This is a genomic window from Mesorhizobium sp. Cs1321R2N1 (genome assembly GCF_037179725.1).
Classification (GTDB): domain Bacteria; phylum Pseudomonadota; class Alphaproteobacteria; order Rhizobiales; family Rhizobiaceae; genus Mesorhizobium; species Mesorhizobium salmacidum.
In genome coordinates this window covers 1-16,591 of the sequence record NZ_JAPYKP010000142.1, presented here as the reverse complement: position 1 = coordinate 16,591, position 16,591 = coordinate 1, and the positions used below count along the sequence as shown (strand labels likewise).

At 62.1% G+C, this 16,591-nt stretch carries 16 protein-coding genes, 1 pseudogene and 1 riboswitch; of the genes and pseudogenes, 9 read left to right on the top strand and 8 right to left on the bottom strand.

Going from position 1 to position 16,591, the window contains the following annotated elements; all coding sequences use genetic code 11:
• The 4 genes and pseudogenes from O7A61_RS26220 to O7A61_RS26205 all read left to right on the top strand — a co-directional run.
• A pseudogene (locus O7A61_RS26220) lies at positions 1-103 on the top strand (IS5/IS1182 family transposase); the annotation flags it as partial.
• A gap of 24 nt (positions 104-127) precedes the next feature.
• Positions 128-598 (top strand): peptidoglycan-binding protein LysM, encoded by a 471-nt coding sequence (gene lysM / locus O7A61_RS26215; RefSeq protein WP_337132274.1) that lies wholly within the window; start codon positions 128-130, stop codon positions 596-598.
• A 213-nt stretch (positions 599-811) separates the two neighbouring features.
• Positions 812-1,441 carry an alpha-ketoglutarate-dependent dioxygenase AlkB family protein gene (locus O7A61_RS26210; RefSeq protein ID WP_027143893.1) on the top strand — a complete coding sequence of 210 codons (630 nt, stop codon included), beginning with the start codon at positions 812-814 and terminating at the stop codon, positions 1,439-1,441.
• Positions 1,442-1,497: 56 nt separating this feature from the next.
• A complete protein-coding gene (locus tag O7A61_RS26205; protein ID WP_337132273.1) occupies positions 1,498-2,718 on the top strand; it encodes a glycosyltransferase family 87 protein in 1,221 nt (406 codons plus the stop codon).
• Positions 2,719-2,836: 118 nt separating this feature from the next.
• On the opposite strand, the gene O7A61_RS26200 is transcribed toward O7A61_RS26205, so the two are convergent.
• Together O7A61_RS26200 and O7A61_RS26195 are read right to left on the bottom strand one after the other, a co-directional pair.
• Positions 2,837-3,937 carry a hybrid-cluster NAD(P)-dependent oxidoreductase gene (locus O7A61_RS26200; RefSeq protein WP_027143895.1) on the bottom strand — a complete coding sequence of 367 codons (1,101 nt, stop codon included), beginning with the start codon at positions 3,935-3,937 and terminating at the stop codon, positions 2,837-2,839.
• A gap of 65 nt (positions 3,938-4,002) precedes the next feature.
• On the bottom strand, positions 4,003-5,250 hold the full coding sequence (locus O7A61_RS26195; protein WP_337132272.1) for an aromatic ring-hydroxylating oxygenase subunit alpha: 1,248 nt from the start codon (positions 5,248-5,250) through the stop codon (positions 4,003-4,005).
• 115 nt (positions 5,251-5,365) lie between these two features.
• Positions 5,366-5,568: riboswitch (cobalamin riboswitch) on the bottom strand.
• 483 nt (positions 5,569-6,051) lie between these two features.
• Between O7A61_RS26195 and O7A61_RS26190 the strand changes: the two genes are divergently transcribed.
• From O7A61_RS26190 to O7A61_RS26180, 3 genes are all read left to right on the top strand, one after another.
• Positions 6,052-6,258 carry a DUF680 domain-containing protein gene (locus O7A61_RS26190; RefSeq protein WP_337104582.1) on the top strand — a complete coding sequence of 69 codons (207 nt, stop codon included), beginning with the start codon at positions 6,052-6,054 and terminating at the stop codon, positions 6,256-6,258.
• 72 nt (positions 6,259-6,330) lie between these two features.
• Positions 6,331-6,534, top strand: a complete 204-nt coding sequence (locus O7A61_RS26185; RefSeq protein WP_140716316.1) for a DUF680 domain-containing protein — start codon at positions 6,331-6,333, stop codon at positions 6,532-6,534.
• Between the two features lie 66 nt (positions 6,535-6,600).
• A complete protein-coding gene (locus tag O7A61_RS26180; protein WP_027143899.1) occupies positions 6,601-6,840 on the top strand; it encodes a DUF680 domain-containing protein in 240 nt (79 codons plus the stop codon).
• 79 nt (positions 6,841-6,919) lie between these two features.
• Here the strand turns inward: O7A61_RS26180 and O7A61_RS26175 are convergent, their stop codons facing one another.
• The 5 genes from O7A61_RS26175 to O7A61_RS26155 form a co-directional block, all read right to left on the bottom strand.
• Positions 6,920-8,032 carry an ABC transporter ATP-binding protein gene (locus tag O7A61_RS26175; RefSeq protein WP_337132271.1) on the bottom strand — a complete coding sequence of 371 codons (1,113 nt, stop codon included), beginning with the start codon at positions 8,030-8,032 and terminating at the stop codon, positions 6,920-6,922.
• Between the two features lie 29 nt (positions 8,033-8,061).
• Positions 8,062-9,726: a beta-galactosidase BglA gene (gene bglA / locus O7A61_RS26170; RefSeq protein WP_337132270.1), complete on the bottom strand. Its 1,665-nt coding sequence runs from the start codon at positions 9,724-9,726 to the stop codon at positions 8,062-8,064.
• A 4-nt stretch (positions 9,727-9,730) separates the two neighbouring features.
• Positions 9,731-10,885, bottom strand: coding sequence for a carbohydrate ABC transporter permease (locus O7A61_RS26165; protein WP_337132269.1), 1,155 nt, complete (start codon positions 10,883-10,885; stop codon positions 9,731-9,733).
• 1 nt (position 10,886) lies between these two features.
• On the bottom strand, positions 10,887-11,900 hold the full coding sequence (locus O7A61_RS26160) for a carbohydrate ABC transporter permease (RefSeq protein ID WP_337132268.1): 1,014 nt from the start codon (positions 11,898-11,900) through the stop codon (positions 10,887-10,889).
• A gap of 176 nt (positions 11,901-12,076) precedes the next feature.
• On the bottom strand, positions 12,077-13,432 hold the full coding sequence (locus tag O7A61_RS26155; RefSeq protein ID WP_140506805.1) for an ABC transporter substrate-binding protein: 1,356 nt from the start codon (positions 13,430-13,432) through the stop codon (positions 12,077-12,079).
• 361 nt (positions 13,433-13,793) lie between these two features.
• On the opposite strand from O7A61_RS26155, the gene O7A61_RS26150 reads away from it, so the two are divergent.
• On the top strand, positions 13,794-14,816 hold the full coding sequence (locus O7A61_RS26150) for a LacI family DNA-binding transcriptional regulator (RefSeq protein WP_140506803.1): 1,023 nt from the start codon (positions 13,794-13,796) through the stop codon (positions 14,814-14,816).
• 311 nt (positions 14,817-15,127) lie between these two features.
• On the top strand, positions 15,128-15,661 hold the full coding sequence (locus O7A61_RS26145) for a hypothetical protein (protein ID WP_337132267.1): 534 nt from the start codon (positions 15,128-15,130) through the stop codon (positions 15,659-15,661).
• A 10-nt stretch (positions 15,662-15,671) separates the two neighbouring features.
• Here the strand turns inward: O7A61_RS26145 and O7A61_RS26140 are convergent.
• Positions 15,672-16,591: S8 family serine peptidase (locus O7A61_RS26140; RefSeq protein ID WP_337132266.1), on the bottom strand; the 920-nt coding region annotated here is incomplete at its 5' end.

Below are 16,591 nucleotides of genomic sequence, written 5' to 3'. Positions count from 1 at the left end.
CAAACTCAAACAGTTCCGCCGCGTCGCAACACGATACGACAAGTTGCTCGCCAACTTCATGGGCTTTGTCAAACTTGCCGCTATCGCTATCTGGCTCAGGTAGTTAAATCGTCACTACGCCCTAGAGATGGGTATGTTCGATTTCGTCAAGAGCGTCGGCAAGAAGCTCGGCATCGGCGGCGAAGAGGAAGCCGCGCCCACCGCCGACACGCTCAAGAAAGAGCTCGATTCACACAAGCTCGGTACCGATGGCGTGCAGGTCGTCATCCAGGGCGATACGGCGGTGCTGAAGGGTGTGGTCAAGGACCAGTCGATCTTCGAAAAGGCGGTCATTGCCGTCGGCAACACGCTGGGCGTCTCCAAGGTGCAGGCTGACGAGTTGCAGGTCGCGCCGGCTTCCGGCACGGCGGCCCCTGCCAAGGAGCCGACCTTCTACACCGTCCAGAAGGGCGACAATCTCTGGAAGATCGCCGAAAAGAGCTATGGCAAGGGCCAGGGCGCCAAGAACACGGTCATCTTCGAAGCCAACAAGCCGATGCTGACCCATCCCGACAAGATCTATCCGGGCCGGGTCCTGCGTATTCCCGAGCTTGGCTGAGCCACAGGGCAGAAATCAGTGCGCCGTGCGTCCGAAAGGTCGCGCGGCGTTGCATTACCAGCGGCGCTTCGTCTTTATTCGTCAACCGCCATTGGCGAATGGAAAGACGAATTCGGCGCGCGGCATCTGGCAAAAACCACGACGGCTTTCGGGTCGCCGTTTTCGTCCGCTGGTGGCATGCTGGGCTCCGAACCATTCACATGAGCCAAATCCATGCTCGTTCTGCCCAAGGGCGTACGCCACATGCCGGCCCATCTGTCCCGCGCCGTCCAGGAGGTGCTGGTCGAGGAGGTGAGGAGCATCGTCCAGCAAGCGCCGCTGTTCGTGCCGGCCATGCCGCGGACCGGCAAGGAGATGAGCGTGCGCATGACCAATTGCGGTCCGCTCGGCTGGGTCACCGACAAGGAACGCGGCTATCGCTACCAGCCGACGCATCCGCTGACCGGAGAGCCTTGGCCGCCTATCCCCGACAGCCTGCTCGACCTGTGGCGGCAAGTGTCGGGTTATCCCAATCCGCCGGAGGCCTGCCTGGTCAATTTCTACACGCCTGATGCGAAGATGGGCCTGCATCAGGATCGCGACGAGGCCGATTTCTCGGCACCCGTCGTCTCTGTCTCGCTGGGTGACGATTGCCTGTTCAGGGTCGGCCAGACAACGCGCGATGGCGCTACCAAATCGTTCAGGCTGAAAAGCGGCGATGTCGTCGTGCTTGGCGGCGAGGGTCGCCTTGCCTTCCATGGCGTCGACCGCATCTACCCTTCGACCTCGGCGCTGCTCAAAAACGGCGGCAGGATCAATCTGACGCTGCGGCGGGTGACGAAGCCCGACGAGACCTCCAAATAAGCCGATCTTAACGCGCGCCCCCTATCAAGACTGCCAGGGTCTTGGAAAACAGCGCAATGGCACCAGTCAACCAGACTGCCCCTTTTCGATCCGATATCCGTTTCGCGGCACTTGTGCTGTGCACCGGAATCCTGATCGGGCTGCGCTACTATCTTGCCTTGTGGACCTTCGACGAGCACGGCTTCTCCGAGCTCAGTGACCGGCTGCCCTATTGGGATTTCACCAATCTGTGGGCCGGCGGACGCATGGCGCTCGACGGCCATGTAGCCTGGCTGTTTGACGTCGACAGCTATCGCGCGGCCCTGCGGCGGATGTTTTCGCCCGATCTTCCCAACCAGGAATGGAGTTACCCGCCCAGCATCCTGGTCTTCGGCGCGCCGCTCGCGCTGCTGCCGATCTTTCCCGCCTATTTCATCTGGACTTTCGGCACCCTCTTCTGCCTGTGGCTGGCGGTGCGGCCGCTGAAGCTGGGCACGCGGGCCGAAGCGGCCGTCCTTGTGTGTCCGGCCGTCTTCATCAACGCCATCTTCGGCCAGAACGGTGCCCTGACGACGGCTCTTCTCATTGGCGGGCTGGCCGTGGCGCCAAAACGGCCAATCCTGGCTGGGCTGCTGTTCGGTTTGCTGACGATCAAGCCGCATCTGGGCATTCTGGTGCCGTTCTGCCTGCTGGCCGGCGGCAACTGGCGTGCCATCGCCGCCGCGGCCCTGTCATCTGCCACGCTGTTCATTTTGACCGGGCTCTCGCTCGGGTTCGACGTCTGGCATCTGTTCTGGACCGAAACCCGCCCCCTGATGACGGCAATCCTGGAGGCGCCCTATCCGCAACCCTACCAGGCCAATGCCGCAACCATGTTCTTCCTGGCGCGCGCATGCGGCGCCGGACTGACGGTGGCCTATGTGATGCAAGCCGTTGCGACCATTGCCGCAATCTGTGCCTCCATCTGGGTCTGGTTGCCTTGGCGGCAGGTCGAGCACGGCGAAAGAGTGGTCCTCACCGCCGTGCTGGCAACGGTCGCGACGCCGTACGGCTACAGCTACGACACGGTCGGTCTTGCCGTCGCCGTGGCCTACCTTTTTTCGACGCGCGCCAACATGCCCCGGATTTTCCTGGCGCTCGTCTGGCTCTACCCTGCCATCGCCCATCTGGTGAACGGTATCGGGCTTGGCATCGGCGTATTGGTGCCCTTGTCCCTGTCGGCATGGATGCTTGCCGACATAAGAGCCCGCGAACGCGAGACCTCGATGATGGCTGACAGCCGGACATCATCGTCATAGAGGAACGACTGCCGCGATTGTGCCCTCGGCTCTTTTTCGTAGGGTGTGCATTTTGAGGCCGATCCGACCGTGCCGGCAAGGCGCGGACCATTCCCGGATCAGTCGAAGGCCGGGCGGATCAAGCCTCGATTTCCAATGCCGACAGTGGCTTTGAACAGCAGGCCAGGATGAAGCCATCGTCGATCTCGTGATCGAGGATGCCGCCATTGTGGCTCATCTCGACGCTGCCGGAGACTTTCTTCACCTTGCAGGTTCCGCACAGGCCGAATTCGCAGGCCGCCGGTATCCGCACGCCCGAAGCACGCGCCGTCTGCAACACGGTCTGGCCGGCGACACAGTCGGCGTCGACGTCCGAAAGCGCGAAGCGGATCGGCGTTGCGGCTTCGACGGGGACAGCCACACCGTCCTGCGCCGGCGCCGCGAATGGCACCGGGATTTCCTCAACGGTCGGCGCGGCAAAGCTCTCCTGATGGTACTTTGCCATGTCGAAGCCGGCGGCTTCGAGCATGCCGCGCACGGCGCGCATGAAGGGGTCGGGGCCGCAGCAGAAGATTTCGCGTTCGCGGAAATCCGGCGCCAGCAGCGGCAGCCGGATAGCGTCGATGCGGCCCATATGGCCATACCAGCCCTCGCGGCTCGACCGTTCCTCGATCATGAAGCCGAGCGACAGGCCCGGCATGTGGCCGCCGAGCAGCTCCAGCTCCTTGCGGAAGATGATCTCTTCCGGGCGCCGCGCGCAGTTGACGAAGCCGACATCGGTCCATGGCGCGCAGTCGTTCAGCCAGCGCAGCATCGACATCATCGGCGTCACGCCGGATCCGGCCGAGATGAACAGATATTTCGCCGCCGGATGGCTGTGCAGTGAAAAGTCGCCGCCTGGTCCATAGGCCTTGACGTGCGAGCCCGGCGCCAGGTGATCGAACATCCAGCGTGTGCCGATGCTGCCCACCTGCGCCTTCACCGTCACCGCGATCGAGAATGGCCGCGACGGTGACGATGACAGCGTATAGGTGCGCATCAGCGGCCCGTCCGGTGTCGGCAATTCCAGCGTCACGAACTGGCCCGGCTTGTAGCGGAACCAGGTCTGGTTGTCGGACCGGAAGGTGAAGGTCTTCACGTCGGGCGCCTCGTCGGTGACGCCGGTCACTTCCAGCACCTGCAACCTGTCGTTCCAGGGCGCCATCTGGTCGAGATGGCGATAGAGGCCGAGATCCGTCATCGCATTCATCCTCTTGTCCCTTTTGTTCCGCGCATGTCCAAAACCGCCGTCTCTAGCGATATGCCTTAGGCAACGCTGCGCAGGGCCGGCCGGCCGCCTTCGGCAAGCCGTGGCCCGATGAAGGATGCGTACCACTCGACGAACTGGATCACGCCGCCCTCATGCATCTCCGAATAGGGGCCTGGCTCGTAGGCCGGCGACAGGATGCCGAAGGCGTTTTCCTCGACGATGCGGCGATCCTGGTCGTTGGTCTCGGTCCAGACATGGGTGAGTTCTGCGAGATCGTAATCGACGCCCTCGACCGCATCCTTGTGCACCAGCCATTTGGTCGTCACCGCCGTTTCCGTGGCGCTGATCGGCAGCACTCGGAAGGTGACGGCGTGGTCGCCCAGGATGTGGTTCCAGGTCGTCGGATAGTGGTAAAGCAGCAACGAACCGATGCGGTTGGTTGAAACGCTGTCGGAAAGATTCCTCTCGACCGCGCGCTTTCCCGTCATCGTGTAGCTGACGGCATCGCGCAGCAGCGGCGCGCGGGTCGCGCGATACTGGCCGGCCGGATCGATGCGGAACTTGCTCGGCAGGCCGGCCGCTTCGCATTTCGCCCAGTGCGCCAGCATCTCCGGGTCGCTGTCGGCGCCTTGGACGCCCGTCACCGTCGGTGCTTCCGGGAAGGTCTTGCAGAGTTCGGGATGGTTGCCGGCGCAATGATAGCATTCGCGGTTGTTCTCCCAGACCAGCTTCCAGTTGCCCTTCTCGATGATGGTGCTCTCGAAGGCGACTTTTGCCTCACGCAGCCGGTGCGGCAAAAGGTAGGGCTCGATCATCGCCCGCATCGGCGCGAAGTCGGCTGGCTCCTTGGCCAGGCAGATGAAGACATGGCCGGCGACGCTTTCGCAGGCGACCGGCTTCAGGCCGAACTGGCTCTTGTCGAACCCATCGGCCATCTGGCGGGCGAACAGCAGCCGGCCGTCGAGCTCGTAGGTCCATTGGTGATAGGGACAGACCAGCTTGGCGGCCGTGCCCTTGTCGGAATTGCAGACGCGGCTGCCGCGATGGCGGCAGGAATTGTGGAAGGCGTTGATCTTGCCCTGCTGATCGCGCACCAGCACGACCGGATAATCGCCGATCTGCATGGTGATGAAGCTGCCCGGCTTGGGCAATTCGCAATCATGGCCGATGAACAGCCAGTCGCGATACCAGATCAACTCCATGTCGAGCTTGAAGTAGTCCGGGTCGGTGTAAAAGGGCTGTTCCAGCGAAAAGCCTTGTCTGCGGCTGTTCAAGAGCCTCAGCATGTCGTTGCGCGCGTCCATGTCCTGTCCTCAGTTTCAAGGACTGAACTGGTGGTGATTGAGGAAGGACTGGGCGCAGATCGGCGAAAAGCCGGACAGACACCATCCGCCTCTTGACCGCCCACCGCGATCAGTCGAGTTCTAGCGATCTCGGGCTGGTTTCCGGGCTCTGGAGTTGTCCCTTGCGGACCATCGCGACACCTTCCCAGGCTTTCGCCCAGTGGTCTCCCGTTGCGACTTGAACTCCACCACCGTTGCGGGGGCAGCGCCGGAATCTGACCGGCTTCCCAATTCTCCGCTCCGTCGTCACGCAGCGGCACCTGAGATGCCTGATCTAACCACGACAGACTTTGCGACATCGGCATGAAAGCGACATCGCATCCATGCGGCGCGACACGCATGCTGGATCGTCATGACAGGCTTGTAGCCGATTGGAATCGCCTTCTGTCGCCAAGCCGCGCCGACCCCTTTGCCGGCAGCAAATAGGTTAACAGTTTCAAAAAGTGACTATTAGAGGAGGCTAAAATCGAACCGAACGGTTCGTTTCTGTTGACGGTGCGTGCAAGACGCTGTGAACGCCGAGCCTCCGACACAGTTGGTGATCAGGACGCTGTTTTAACGTAACTAACTGATATCACAAGATAAAATAAGAGATGCGGAAGGCGCTGGTACAATTTCAAGTGGTGGAGTCATGGTCCACGCTGAACAACTTCGTGATTGGAAACGGCAAGGGTGCTCTCCCACATCGGGGCTGTCCGAACGACGCGATTTAATCCCAAGACACGCCGCTAGACGGACGGAAAAATACTGGAGTACCAAAAAATGAAAAAGATCATTCTCACTGCCGCCGCCCTTCTGGCTGTTTCCGGCAGCGCCTTCGCTGGTAGCGACAATTACGGTTCGAACGGCGCCAACCAGCCTGCTGCCGCGGTGGACAGTTCGTACACCGCTTCCACCTCCACCAAGACGTCGGAGCCTGTTGCTCAGACGCCTGCTCAGGGCAGCGATCGCAACCTCTTCGGCCGCTAACGGCCTGTCCCCACGGATTGGCGGGCTTGCCCGCCGATCCGGCGGAATTCAAGAAATTCAGGAGTACCTAAAATGAACAAGATCCTTATTGCCGCCGCCGCCGTTCTGGCCATTTCCGGCAGCGCTTTTGCCAGCGACAACTATGGCTCCAACGGTGCCAACCAGCCTGCCGCCGCGGTGGACAACTCGTACACCGCGTCGGTCGACAAGTCGGCTCCTGCCAGCCAGGAGCCCGTCCAGCACGGCGCCGATCGCAACCTGTTCGGCAACAACTAACATCTCTTCAAGCAAGGACGGCGCGCTCAGCCCGCCCCTTGAATTCGAAAAAATCGGAGTACCAAAATGAAAAAGATTGTTCTTACCGCCGCCGCTCTTCTGATTGCCGCTGGCAGCGCCTATGCCGGCAACGACAACGTTGGCGGCACCGACATCAACAAGCAGGCGACCGTCAACGTCGACACCTCGCATACGGGCTCGATCCGCAAGAGCGAATCGCCTGTCTACAAGCTGCTCAATTCGTCGGGCGACGTACAGAAGTCCGCCCCTCAGGGCGCAGACCGCAACCTCTTCGGCAACAACTAACCAGCCGTGGTAATATACAAAAGAGAGCGGCGGGCTTGCCCGCCGCTCTCTTTTTGCGTTGTCGAGACAGCTTGTGGTCTCAGGCGGCTTTTGCTTCCGCTTCCTGCAGGGCGAACGACCGTCCATCCGCATCGAAGATATGAAGATCTCCGGCATTGGCGGTCAGCCGCAGCGTCGAGCCGCGCTTGACCTCGACATTGCCCGGCAACTTGGTCACCAGCGGCAGGTCGGCACGGCCGATGTCGATATAGACCAGCTGAACCTCACCGAGCTGCTCGAGATAATCGACCGTCCCCTCGAACAGATAATCGCTGCCACTGGCGATCGCGAGATCTTCCGGCCGCACGCCGAAGCTGACCGCCGCTCCTTTTGCCGAAGCAGGCGTCGCGATCGGTACCGTCGCCTTGCGGCCGCCGACATGACTGACGATGGTCGGATTGCCCGTCTTGTCGACCGCCGCCGGCAGGATATTCATGGCCGGTGAGCCGATGAACTGGGCGACGAAGAGGTTGCCGGGGCTCTTGTAGAGCTCCATCGGCGTGCCGACCTGCTCGATGTGGCCATCCTTCAGCACGACGATGCGGTCGGCCAGCGTCATCGCCTCGACCTGGTCGTGCGTGACATAGATCATAGTCGTGTTGGGCATCGATTCCTTGAGCTTGGCGATCTCGATGCGCGTGGCGACGCGCAGCGCCGCGTCAAGGTTCGACAGCGGTTCGTCGAACAGGAACACTTTCGGATTGCGCACGATGGCGCGGCCGATGGCGACACGCTGGCGCTGGCCGCCCGACATCGCCTTGGGCAGGCGGTCGAGATATTTGGTCAACTGCAGGATCTCGGCCGCCTGCCGTACCCGCTTGTCGATCTCGGCCTTGCTTTCCTTGCCGATCTTCATCGAGAAGGCCATGTTGTCGTAGACGGTCATGTGCGGATAGAGCGCATAGGACTGGAACACCATGGCGATGCCGCGCTTCGACGGCGGCACGTCGTTGACCACCTGACCGTCGATCCTGAGTTCACCCGAGGTGATTTCCTCAAGCCCGGCGATCGAGCGCAGCAAGGTCGACTTGCCGCAGCCCGACGGGCCGACGAAGACGATGAATTCACCCGATTTGATGTCGAGGTCGATGCCGTGGAGAATATTGAGATTGCCGTAGGACTTCTTCACTTGTCTCAAATTGACATCGGCCATTGATTTCCTCCAGTGATTCCTCAGATGTTTCAGCCTATGCGTCCGAACCAAGCGTCGTAACCGCCAAGTTCGACCGAACCGGTGCTCGCCTGCCCGGAAAACCCGTGTCCCGCCAAAGGTTGCAGGGTTCGGTTGCCGAGGTCAACCTTCGCCGATCTGGCGCCCAGATTGAAGACGCAGACGACCTCCTCATTGCCCGCCCGGCGGGTGAAGGCGACGGTGTCGCCCTCGCTTTCGATGAAGGTGATGTCGCCCTTGGCCAGCGCCGGATGGGCGTGGCGGAAGGCGAGAAAGCGCCGGTAATGCTCAAGCAGGGAGGTCTCGTCGCCTTGCTGCACGTTGACCGCCTGCGACAGATGCTTGGCCGGCACCGGCAGCCAGGGTTTTGCCGGGGAGAAGCCGCCATTCCTGGCGCCGCCATCCCACACCATGGGCGTGCGGCAGCCGTCGCGGCCCTTGAATTCCGGCCAGAAGCGGATGCCGTAGGGATCCTGCAGGTCCTCGAAGCGCAGGTCGGCCTCGCCGAGCCCGAGTTCTTCGCCCTGGTAGATGCAGACCGAGCCGCGCAGCGACATCAGCAATGCCGAGATGACCTTGAGATAGGCCGACGGGTTGGCTTCGTCGGCGGCCCAGCGCGAGGCGGGGCGCATCACGTCATGGTTGGAAAATGCCCAGCACGACCAGCCGTCGCTGGCCACCCTGCCAAAGGCTTCCAGCACCGAGCGCACCTTGGCGGCGCTGATCTTTTCCGGCGCCAGGAAGTCGAAGGAATAGCACATATGCACGCGCTTGCCGCCGGCGGTATAGGCGGCGACCACGTCCAGCCCGCGCTGCGAATCGCCGACTTCGCCGACCGCGGCGGTCGCCGGATACTCGTCGAGCAGCGCCCTGAAGCGCTCGAGGAAAGCGAGGTTCTCCGGCCGGCTCTTGTCGTAGATATGATCCTGGTAGTTGTAGGGATTGACCGCGGGCGCGGTCTGGTCGTTGCGCTCGTCCGGCGGCAGCGGCGGATTGTTTTCCAGCCCCTGGCTGTGGAAGTAGAAATTGATAGTGTCGAGACGGAAGCCGTCGACGCCGCGCTCCAGCCAAAAGCGGGTGACGTCGAGCAGCGCGTCCTGGACTTGGCGGCTATGGAAGTTGAGGTCGGGCTGCTCGGCCAGGAAATTGTGCAGGTAATATTGCTGGCGGCTGGTGTCCCATTGCCACGCCGAGCCGCCGAAGATCGACAGCCAGTTGTTGGGCGGCGTGCCGTCGGGCCTTGCGTCGGCCCAGACATACCAGTCGGCCTTCGGATTGGTGCGGCTCGAGCGACTTTCCATGAACCAGGGATGGATATCGGCGGTATGCGACAGCACCTCGTCGATCATCACCTTGAGACCCAGCCGGTGCGCCTCCGCCGTCAGCGCGTCGAAGTCAGCCAGCGTGCCGAACATCGGGTCGACGTCACAATAATCCGAGACGTCGTAGCCGAAATCCTTCATTGGCGATTTGAAGAAAGGCGAGATCCAGATGGCATCCGCGCCAAGGGCGGCAATGTAGGGCAGCCTGCCGATGATGCCCTTGAGGTCACCGATGCCGTCGCTGTTGGAGTCCTGATAGCTACGCGGATAGATCTGGTAGATCACCGCGCCCCGCCACCAGTCGCGATCAATGGCGGGGTCTGGTTTCGAAGTCGCCTTCAAAGCCGATTGCATTGTTTCAACCTCCTTTCACCGAGCCGGCCAGCAGCCCGCGGACGAAATAACGCTGCAGCGAGAAGAAGACGATCAGCGGCACGATGATGGTGATGAAGGCCGATGTCGTCAGGATCTCCCAGTTGCCGCCACGCGAGCCGAGCAGCGCATTGAGCTTGGCCGTCAGCACGATCTGATCGGGCGCCGTTCCGAGGAAAACCATTGCCACCAGGAGATCGTTCCATACCCACAGGAATTGGAAGATGGCGAAGGAGGCAAGCACCGGGAAAGACAGCGGCAGCACGATCTTGACGAAGATCTCGAAATCGCTGGCGCCGTCGATGCGCGCCGATTCCATGATCTCGCGCGGCAGGCCGGCAATATAGCTGCGCAACAGATAGATGGCGAAGGGCAGGCCGAAACCGGTATGCGCCAGCCAGATGCCGAGATAGGTCTTGGACGGCACCCCGAAGAACGTCCCGACGCCGTTGTAGAGCTTCAGGAGCGGGATGAGCGACATCTGCAGCGGCACCACCAGCAGGCCGATGACGACAGCGATCAAGAGCGCGCGGCCTGGAAAGCGCATCCAGGCCAGCGCATAGGCGGCAAAGGCCGCGATCAGGATCGGGATGACGGTCGCCGGGATGGTGACCGTCAGCGAATTCATGAAGGAGCGGCCGATGCCTTCGGAGAACAGCACGGTCTGATAGTTTTCGGGGGTGAATTTCGGCGGCGCCGACGAGGCGTAGTAGATGCGCTGGCCCCGGTCGCCCTCGAATGCCTTGGGCGAGGTCATGACGAAGCTGCCGTCGGCGTTGAGTTGCAGGGTGACGCCGTCGCCGAGATCGGCTGATGTGCCGGCAGGATACTGCGTCGGTGCCGCCGCCTTGACGCCGAAGGCACTGATGCCGCGCTTGGCCCCATCGCCGAAGATGTTTCCCTGGAGAACGAACTTGCCGTCCTTCTCGACTTGTGTGGAGGCGGCCGGCAGGCGGCCGGCTTCGGTCTGGCTGGAACTGGCGAACGAATTCCACCAGCCCGAGGCGATGATCTGATCCTTGTCGCGTATCGACGAGACGAGGATGCCGAGCGTGGGGATGGTCCAGATCACCACGAAAACGAGCACCGCGATATGGACGCCGAAACGGCTGGCGAAGGAATTTCCGGTCGCGACGGCCATCTCAGTGCCCTCCCGTCTCTTTGTTGGCCTGGCGGATGTTCCAAATCATGATCGGAATGACGGCGATCATGATGATGATGGCAATGGTCGCGCCGCGGCCGAAATCGCCGCCGCCCCGGAACATCCAGTCGAACATCAGATTGGCCAGCACCTGGCTGTTCCATTGACCGTTGGTCATGGTCAGGACGATGTCGAACACCTTCAGCACCAGGATGGTGATGGTGGTCCATACCACCGCGATGGTGCCCCAGATCTGCGGCACCATGATCTTCCAGAAGATCTGGAATGGATTGGCGCCGTCTATGACCGCCGCTTCCAGTGTTTCTTCGGGGATGCCGCGCAGCGCCGAGGAGAGGATGACCATGGCGAAGCCGGTCTGGATCCAGATCAGGATGATCATCAGGAAGAAATTGTTCCAGAGCGGCAGCGATATCCAGACCTGCGGCTGGCCGCCGAAATACTGGATGATGGCGTTGAGCAGTCCGATCTGGATCTGGCCCTCGCCACGATATTCGTAGATGAACTTCCAGATCACGCTGGCGCCGACGAAGGAGATCGCCAGCGGCAGGAAGATCAGGCTCTTGGCGATCGTGCCCCACCATATCTTGTCGGTGAGCACGGCGATGATCAGGCCGAGGAAGGTGCAGGCCGCCGGCACCACCGCCAGCCACAGGATGTTGTTCCGGATGGCGTTTCGCAGATCCGGATCGCGCAGCGCCCACTCGTAGTTGGCGGACCCCACGAAACTCGTGCCGCCGCGGTCGAAGAAAGACAGCCACAGCGTCGCGATCACCGGATAGATCAGGTAGATGGTCAGGATGATCAGCGCCGGACCCACGAACAACCAGGGCCGCACCAATCCCTGCCGGCGCAGATTGTTGACGGCGGCCGTCCCGGACACCCCACGCGAGGGGAAGATCAGGTCGAGCAGTTTGTTGGCGCCCCAGAAATAGGCGACGCAGCCGCCGACGCCGATGATGATGACGAATATTGCCGAGAAAATCTGAGTCGCCATGGGTCCCTCTCCCTGCGCATGACCGGCCAGGCGGTGCTGGCGACTGGATACGCCGACTTTCAGTTGTTCCGAACAATCGAAACGCGAAGGCTTCCGGCATGCACCGCCGGTCGGATCCGGGCCGTAGCCCGGATCCAGTAGGAGGATCAGGAAGGATCAGGTCGCGCCGCAGCGGCCTACTTGATTGCGTCCCAGCTCTTCTGGATGTCGGTTGCGACGTCCTGGGCGGACTTGCCGCCGACCAGGTCGATCATGCCGGTCCAGAAGGAGCCGGCGCCCACCTTGCCGGGCATCAGGTCGGAGCCGTCGAAGCGCACCGTCGTGGCGCCGACCAGGATCTCGCCCTGCTTCTTCAACGCATCGCTGCCATAGGCGTCCTTGTTGGCGCCTTTGAAGGGCGTGACGAAGCTCTTCTGCGCCATCCACAATTCATGCGCGAGCGGCATCTGCAGGAACTTGATGAATTCGCGCGACGCCTTGGAATCCTTGGTGATCATCACCAGCGTTCCGGCCACTTCCAGCGGCGTCCCGAGTTCCGGCTTGGAGGCGTAGGGCGGGTAGGGGAAGAAGTCCGCATCCTGGCCAAGCTTCACGCCCTCCGGGAAGAAGGAAGGGATGAACGATGCCTGATGGTGCATGTAGCACTTCGGCGGCACGGTGAAGAGGCCCTTCGGGCTGTCGCGGAAGTCGGTCGCCGCGACCGCCTTGGCGCCGCCGTCGACCATCTTGTCGTCGGTGGCGATCTTGCCGAAGATGTCGATGGCGTTGACCACTGCCGGATCGGTGAACGGGATCTCGTTCTTCACCCACTTGTCGTAGACTTCAGGCGGCTGCGTCCTGAGCATGATATCCTCGACCCAGTCGGTCGCCGGCCAGCCGGTCGCGCCGCCCGAGCCAAGGCCGATGCACCAGGGCTTGCCGCCATCGGCGATGATCTTCTTTTCGAGCTCGGCCAGTTCTTCCTGCGTCTTCGGCACCTTGTAGCCGGCTTCCTCGAAATTGTCGGGCGAGTACCAGACAAGCCCCTTCACGTCGATCTTGTAGGGAAAGGCATAGAAGCCCGGCTTGCCGTCCTTGCCCGTATAGGTGCCGAGCTTGGCCCAGGAGTCGCCGGCGGCGTAATTCTCTTTGACCCAGGCCGCGACGTCGTCGCCGAGCGGGGTCAGCACGCCCTTGGAAGCAAGGTCCTGGATGAGGCCCGGCTGCGGCAGGACGGCGATGTTGGGCGGGCTGCCGGCCTGGGTGTCGATGACGATCTGCTGCTCGTAATTCTCGGACGAGGAATATTTGACCTCTGCGCCGGTGGCCTCGGAGAAATAATCGAGTACCGACCGGACAAGCGCCTCGTCCTCGCCACGCCATGGGCCGAAGATTGACAAGGTCTCACCCTTGAGGTCGACTTTCTTGAGGTCTTCATAATTCGCCCAGTGAAAGTGCTGATCTTCGCCGGGCTTGAACTTCAGTTCGGCCTGCGCGGGCGCGCTCAGGGCGAACGCGGCAGACGCAACGCCCAGCAAAAGCAACTTCTTCATCGGTATTCCTCCCAGTGGGTCACACATACAGGACGGAACCTCCATTCCGCCCGCCGACGCCGCAGGACTGTGACTCACTCGCAAGGGAACCGCAACCTTTCGAAGAGTCTTCCAAAGCGCTTTGGCTTTGCCGATCTCGCCATTGAATCAATCAGGAGTCAAGAGTGCTCACGAACTAATCGATTTAATTGCCAGCAGCCCGCGCCCGAAGTGTGCGTCGCAACATGCTTTTTTGGCGGTGCAACAGCAATTTCTGTTTCAAAGCGGGCCCCGGCACGCATATGGTCTCCGATATGGCCGCATCTCGGGTAGTGTTTGGGGCGATTCAATCTGAAAGCGCTTTGAGGCAGGGAGGCCTCTCGTGAACCTCAAGCAACTCGCGCATATGCTGGCGCTTTCGCAGACAACGGTAAGCCGGGCGTTGAACGGCTATCCCGAAGTGAACGAGGAAACCCGCAGGCGCGTCATGGACGCCGCCAAGCGCCACGGCTATCGCCCCAATCCGAGCGCGCGTCGGCTGGCCACGGGCAAGTCCGGAATGATCGGCTATGTGCTGCCGACGGGTGCCGCGGTCGACATCGACCCCCACTTCGTCGAATTCCTGTCCGGCCTCGGCGACTATGCCCGCTCGCACGAACTCGACCTTGTCCTGTCCCCGACCGACGCCGACGATCAGGAGACGACCTACCGGCGCGTCGTCGCCAACCGGCAGGTCGATGCCGTCTACATCTCTTCGCCCAGGCCCGCCGACCGGCGCGTGGCGCTGGTCAATACGCTCGGCATTCCCTTCATCGTCCATGGCCGCAGCGAGGGCTTGGACTTCGACTATCCCTTTCTCGACATCGACAATGAAGGCGCTTTCCACGAGGCCGCCCGGCTGCTCGTCCAGCTCGGCCACCGGCGGCTGGCGCTGATCAATGGCGATGACGGGGAAACCTTCGCCATTCATCGCGAGCGCGGCCTGCGCCGGGCGCTGGCAGCAAGCGGCCTGACATTGGACGATCGCCATGTCTGCTCCGTTGTGATGACCGAGGAGAACGGCTATCGCGCCGCCCGGCGCCTGCTTGAACAGGACGGCGCGCCGACGGCAATCGCCTGCTCCAGCCTGATCATGGCGCTCGGCGTCGTGCGCGCGGTGCGCGACCTTGGCCTCAGCATTCCCGGCGACATCTCGCTGATCGCCCATGACGACGTCTTTCCCTGGCTGAAGCCGGAGAATTTTTCCGTGCCGCTGTCCACGACGCGCTCGTCGATCCGGCTGGCCGGCGCACGCATCGCCGAGCGGCTGGCGGCGCGGATATCGGGACTGGAGGAGGGCGCGCGCGGCGAGGTCTGGCCGGTCGACCTGGTGGTCAGGGGATCGGTCGCCGGAGCGCCGGCCTAATGCATGTCGCCCGGAAGTGTCCTCGGTTCCGGGACAACGACATGCACAAATCAGAAGCTTACAGCAGGTCGGGCGAATCCTATTCGCCGCGACATGCTGTAAGGTCGCCCCAAGACAGAGTGCCCTCTTAACCCCGCATTAGCGCGCTTATCCCAAACTGGCCGGATGAAAATCGATCAACCAAACGCGGTTTTCGGCCGGCGCGGGCGCGAAGCCAGCGTACCGGCTGCCTTGGCTGGCCGCACGGTCGAACCGGCGCGCACCTTAGGCCATCTTGTGCCTCTGTTGGCTTAGCGGCGTTCCTGCTCACCGTGGCCGGCGCTGTTTTCTGGACGTTGCCTGGCATCGAAAAAATGAATCTGGAAGCCGGGCGAGCAGAGCGGAGAGTGGTCGAGATCGTCAACCAGCCGATTACGCATCTGCCCCGCTCCGGACCGGTCTCGGTGTTTGCGCCGGGCTGGTTTCACCCGGGCGCCACAACCCCGGACTTCAACAATGTTGATGTCCGTTCCACGCAGGAACTCACCTATGAAGGCCATGTCACGTCAGACCTGAACCCCACCGAAATGTTCATCGGAAGTGAACTCGAATTCAACGCCATGACCAAATATTTCTATACCGATCGAACGTTGCCCAAGAAGCGGTTGTCCAACTCGGAAATGGTCGAGATCAACGGCCTTTACCGGGTTATTGGCGGCGATGAGCAGGCGGTATTGATGCGATGGCTGGCAATAATCGGTTCGGCTGTCGTCGGGCTTTGTCTTGGAGTCACGTTGCTTCTGCTATTCCGAACCGGCGACTGGCGACAGGTTGATCGGCCGCAGATCGACGAAATCGACGCCTGAAGCGAAAAACCTACTCCCTCACGGCCTCGGCCGCCTTAAGATCCAGCAGCCCGTAACCGAAATCATTGTCGCGCCCCTTGGGCCCGAGATCTCTCGCCGTCGCTGCAAGTGCCTTCTCGATGTCGTTGGCCGAGCGGTCGGGCGTGGCGTGGATGAGGTTGGCGATGGCGCCGCTGACGATCGCCGCGGCAAACGAGGTGCCCGTCACTACGTCCGAGCCGGCGCCGCTCGGTGCCACCATCTCGACGCCCGGCGCCGAGATGAAGACATAAGCGCCGCGATTGGCCTGCGGCATCAGTCCGTCACTGACGTCGGTGGCCGTCACCGCGATGACGCCGTCAAAGGCGGCCGGATAGCCATAGGGCGCCTTCGGGCCGTTGTTGCCGGCGGCGGCGACCAGCACCATGCCGAGCGCCCGTGCATTACGGCAGGCGGTGCCGAGCAGGTCGTTCTTCGGGCCGACGAAGCTCATATTGATGATGCTGACATTCTGGTCCGCCGCCCAGTCGAGCGCCGACAGGATGACGTCCATGGTCGACTTGCCGCCCTCGAAGGCACGCGCGTGGTAGATTTTCGCGCCCGGCGCCATGCCTTCCAGCGGGCCGACGCCGGCAATCAGACCATCGATCGAAGTGCCGTGGTCGCGCTTTTCGATCGGGACGTCGGGCATCGCGTCGAACTGCGCGGCGATGACCCCGGCCAGAGCCGGATTGGTATCGTCGATGCCGGTATCGATGACGGCGACACGCACGTTCTCGCCACTGGCCTGTTTGGCGTCGAGCGCGATGCGGTCGAAGGCATAGTTGACGATGCCGGCCGCCTGCTGCAGCGAATAGATATGATTGGGCTCGCGGCGCTGCGTGCGGCCGTCGGCGGCAAGCTGCGCCAGCACGACGCCGACGGGGCGGCCATCGGGAATGCCGAAACGCA